Genomic DNA, 4,217 nt, shown 5'->3' with positions numbered 1-4,217 from the left:
TATCCATTATTAGCCTTTGAATATTCCGCTACAAGGTCTTTCCAGTTGCTCTTGCCGTTTTCTATCGTGATATTGATGCCGTAGTTGCCATCCTTCGCCTTGTACCAATCGGCAGGAAAGGGTGATGGAAATACGGTAGGCTTGTACTTCGCCCAGACATTTATCTTCGATGACTTGCAGAGCGCAGCAAGGTCGTTACTGGACTCTCCGAGTACAGATTTCACGTCATCAACGCTGACTGGAGCTGTTATTTTTCCGTTTGCTAATGCCATACGCTTAATCTTTAAAACTTAAAACACTAGGCAAGGCAGCTCTATAAGAGCCACCCTGCGTTAATACTCACGATACTTACTCTGCTGCCTCGCTAGCCATGTTGGCAGCGATAGCGGTATCAACCTCACTTATCAATGCTGACACCTCACTGAGCTTGCTCTGAGGGATGCCGCTGATGTTGTAGGTCAGCTCGCTGCCGTTGGAGCTTGCGTTCGCGTTGCCGAGATAGTTACCATTGATATCTGCGTAGATACTCATATTGATGCTGTCGATGTTGCCACCCGTCTTGTCAACATTGTAGGTAATTTCTACTCGATAGCCACCCTTAGTGTAAGTGGCGGTTGTCTGTTCACTCTTCTTGTTAATTTTTAAATTCTCCATTTTCTTAACTAATTTAATAAATTAATATTCTTGTTATCTAATCTCTTCTTGTTATTGCCGTCCTGCTTTCCACTCAATCGCTGAACCTCTGATTCGAGGAAGACCACCCGAGCCTTCAACCTGCTGACCTCATCGCCCACCTGCTCGATAGCACCGAATGCCGTTGCAATCAGCTTCGGAGACCAGTAGTTAATCTTGTAGTAGCCCTTCTCATCAGTCTCCACGATGTCCTTCAAGTGAGGGTTGCACAAGACGTGCTGGGCAATCCAACCGATAGACCTTGTATTGTCCTTCTTCCACGCAAAACCGAACGTGCCACCCATTGCCTTGATGATGCCAAAGAAGTCCAGCTTGCGCAAATCCTGCTTCAGGCGAATATCGGAGGAGGAGTAGGCAGTAACGCCACCAGTAGCGAGAATGCCACCACTAGTATAAAATGTAGAAGTATCCGTATAAAATAGCCATTTGCTATCACTATAACTATATACTCCTATTTTAGTTGAAGTACCGACACCAAATAATAAATTTCTACTATTAGCTTTAATTTTTAAACCTTTATCGCCAGAAGTATTAGAAGTATTAACTAATATATTTCCATTAACTTCAAGTTTCTCTGAAGGATATTTTACTCCTATACCTACATTTCCTTGTTCATATTGTAACACTAAATGACGACCTTTAGGTCTTGACCCATTAGTATCTACAACATTAATTTGACCGTAATTTAATTCACTATCTCTAATCTCTGATATTGACAAAGAACAACCACTACTGACATCATTCTTTATACTTAAACCTTGACTATTAAAATATACTACATTGTCACTAGAACCTAATCTTATTAACTCATTACCTGCACAAATAAGTCTAAGGTCATATCCATTATCTGTTTCTATATACCTAGTATATGTTCTCTCAAACATATATGTTGTACTACCAAGATTATACCTATGTGTAGCAGATGGAAGTATAGTACCACCAATATTTTCTGTACCATTGAATGAATTGCCCCAAAGATTGCGAGATGTTTGCAATTTTGTAGCACTAACTGCATTACCACTAATATTAGCAGATGATGTAATATAACCGCTATCATTTGTAAATTGACTAACTTTAGTTGGTCTATTTGAAATACTACTCCATGTCAAGTCGGTTTCATCAAGTAAACGCACCCAATCTGACCAAGTTTTAGTATCTCCATTACGATATCTAATATATAAACCTCTCCAACTATATTGTTTAATCATTTGCCAATTATATGCATCATTTCCTCCACTAAATGTAGTAAGTACTCCAGTAGTTGGAACGTTAGAATGAGTACTATACGCAAATACTGAAGCATTACCTTCTATATCATTAGCATTATGAGTTTCACTACTATTCCACCATCCTAAATCTCGAAATAATTGATAAGCGTGATAACCATCTACTTTATCTGCATTTGTTGCTGTTGCAGCATTACCTGATATAGAACTAGAAGAGGTAATATAACCTTTATTATTAACCCATGATTTAGTTGCATAGTCTCCTATAGGTTGATACAAAGAATTAGCTTTGTTCTTAATATATTCCCATAACTTGCTAGCTTTTCTTTTATATGGTATGTTTAACGCACTTGTATTACTAAATCCATTTGCATCTGCAATTGATGTAATAAATTCAGTATCATTCACAACAACACCATCACCTACAAGGAGTGTTGCACACAAATCTGTAAAGCTTTGATGATTAGTCAGGAACGTTGCACCTTTAGTAAAGATGAGTTTCTTGCCACTTTTCGATACCGAGGTGATGGCGTTGCCAGTGCCGCTGGTCGCAACCTCATTGACGTAGCCATCTAGGCTCTGATGTGAAGTCAAGAACGTTGTTCCCTTTGTCACGCTGATAGTCGTTCCGTTCTTACTGATGGCTGTCACTGCGTTTCCACTACCGCTAACACTAACGTCCATAGCCGAGCCTCCTTCTAGGCTGACGATACGACTATCAAGAGCCTTGATGGAGTATGCAGAAGCAATCTCTGAAAGGTTTTCCGTAGTAAGCCTGATAGCATCAGCATAAGCCTTTACAGAGCCGTTGAGACCACCGCCACTTGATGATGATGTTCCCACACCATAAGCGGACACACCACCACTTGTGTAGAGGTTAGCCACCTCTTCGGTCGTAGTATTCGTAATCTTCAGCGCCTTATTAGCTGCATCATACTCCAACTTGATGTTACCGATGGAGATATACTTTCCACTAGGCACGATGATGCTTCCATTGATGTCAGCAGTGCCGTTAAACGAGTTACCCCAAAGCTTGCGAGCATTCGTGAGCTGGAGAGCCTTTTTCGCTGAACCGCTTGTAAAGTAGCCCTGCAAGGTGGTGATACTCGTCTTGTTGGTGGATATGCCCGAAGCGTTCACCCCTTCTGCCTTTTTCGCTCTTGTTACCTCGTCAGAAATAGACTTATTGATTCCGTCAACAATACCGCTCAAAGTGTCAGTCTGTGCAATATTTGCGAGGAAGCTAACCACCTCGTTCCACTTATTGATAATGCCGTCCGCAGTCTCCTCGTCAGTAGTCATAAGTGCATACCAACCATAAGCGCTATCCCAACGAGTTACCTTCGTTGATGTAATGCCGTCCAGTACAGACTTATTGCTATGAGTATGTTTTGCCGATACCGCACCATCCCAAGCAGTCTGCTTTGCTGTAGTAGGAATGGAGTAACCCGAGGCAAGACTAATGGCAAACGTGCCGCTTGTTGTGATGGTCTTTGTTGCGCACGCCAAACCTGTAGGAAGTGTAAGTCCTACAGATGTAACAGTACCCTTGTTGGTGGTATAGCCCTTTGCATCAATCTCCGCTTTGGTATAATAGCTTGCGAGAGACTGATGGGTAGTCAGATACCCAGCATCGTTAGTAAGCTGGCTTACCTTCGTGATGCGGTCAGTGATTTCCGCCCACTTATGGGTGTGCGCACTAGGTGCAAACGTTGATGGTTTACCCGTAATGTTATTCCAAGATAAGCTCAGACCGCCAAGCTCTGTGGCTATATTGTCAATACGGCTGCTGATAGCCTTGATAGCATAGGCATTCGGAATGCTAGTCAAGTCTGCATCCGTATAATTCCCCTCTATGATTCTCGCATAGCTGATTACGCTTGCATTCAATCCGCCACCGCCTGAAACACTACTTGCTCCGTATGCTGTGATACCGCCTGTGGCATAGAGATTACCATCAATCTTGATAGCCTTGTTGGTTGCGTCATACGTAAGCTTGATTCCGTGGAAGGAGATTGCGCCCTCGAATGCAGCATCGCCCGATACGCCCAATTTGGTGAAAGGAGCGTTGGGCTTCAAAGACACAAGGTCAGCAACGCTCGTTCCTGCACTTCCAGCTTTCCAAGTCGGCTCGAAGAAGGTGAGGTAAGCACCAAGATTCTTCTCGCTTATGATGAAAGATGTAGGGTCAGCATGAACCTTTCCGTCCACGTCCCACCAGATTGCGCCGTTAGCGAGGTAGCCCGAACCATCGAAGCGGATGAGGGAAGTAGCTGCCTGTTTTGAATAATCATCCTT

At 42.9% G+C, this 4,217-nt stretch carries 2 protein-coding genes and 1 pseudogene; all 3 read right to left on the bottom strand.

Annotated features, from left to right (window positions below):
- A pseudogene (locus DW657_RS16705) lies at positions 1-272 on the bottom strand (hypothetical protein); the annotation flags it as partial.
- A gap of 76 nt (positions 273-348) precedes the next feature.
- On the bottom strand, positions 349-654 hold the full coding sequence (locus DW657_RS16700) for a hypothetical protein (protein WP_118313490.1): 306 nt from the start codon (positions 652-654) through the stop codon (positions 349-351).
- Positions 655-662: 8 nt separating this feature from the next.
- On the bottom strand, positions 663-4,217 hold a 3,555-nt coding region (locus DW657_RS18020; RefSeq protein WP_158577418.1), incomplete at its 5' end, for a tail fiber domain-containing protein.

Source organism: Prevotella sp. AM23-5, from assembly GCF_003473645.1.
Taxonomy (GTDB): Bacteria; Bacteroidota; Bacteroidia; order Bacteroidales; family Bacteroidaceae; genus Prevotella; species Prevotella copri_A.
Note: the sequence above shows the minus strand (reverse complement) of the source record. Positions and strands in the feature narration are given on the sequence as shown.